The sequence below is a fragment of the Pseudomaricurvus sp. ABR4_320 genome (assembly GCF_056159445.1).
On the sequence record NZ_JBSWVF010000093.1, the window covers coordinates 1 to 511 of the forward strand.

Consider the following 511-nt stretch of genomic DNA (forward strand, 5'->3'; position numbering starts at 1 on the left):
TTCCTCCAAAGTGTTCTCATTGCAATTGCTATAAATGACATTTAACGCCGGACAGGCATACACAAAACTTCTGTGCAGCTTGATTAATCAGCTGTGTATCAGTTTAATCACGGAAATACGATTAAACTGCCACTTTGCATTTATACAACTTTACTTGCCAAATTTTTAAAGAACGTCTGACGGAAAGTCAGAATCGAAAAACAAACAGCATTTGCTTTTCGATTACACCTTCCAGATATATGCAAAAATGATTGGTGGAGCTATGCGGGATCGAACCGCAGACCTCCTGCGTGCAAAGCAGGCGCTCTCCCAGCTGAGCTATAGCCCCAGTAATTTTAATGCAATGAATTTACATTAAATTCGCAAATGGTAGGCCTGGGCAGACTTGAACTGCCGACCTCACCCTTATCAGGGGTGCGCTCTAACCAACTGAGCTACAGGCCTGCTAATCAGCGCCAGTCACCAAATACAGGCAACCAACCTGGTATTCTTGCAATACATCAGATCAAGC

Annotated in this window: 2 tRNA genes; both read right to left on the reverse strand. The window is 43.4% G+C overall.

Annotated elements, in window-relative coordinates:
• Positions 1-252: 252 nt before the first annotated feature.
• A tRNA-Ala gene (locus ACXAFR_RS27505) sits at positions 253-328 on the reverse strand.
• A 39-nt stretch (positions 329-367) separates the two neighbouring features.
• Positions 368-444: transfer RNA gene (locus tag ACXAFR_RS27510), tRNA-Ile, on the reverse strand.
• Positions 445-511 lie beyond the last annotated feature (67 nt).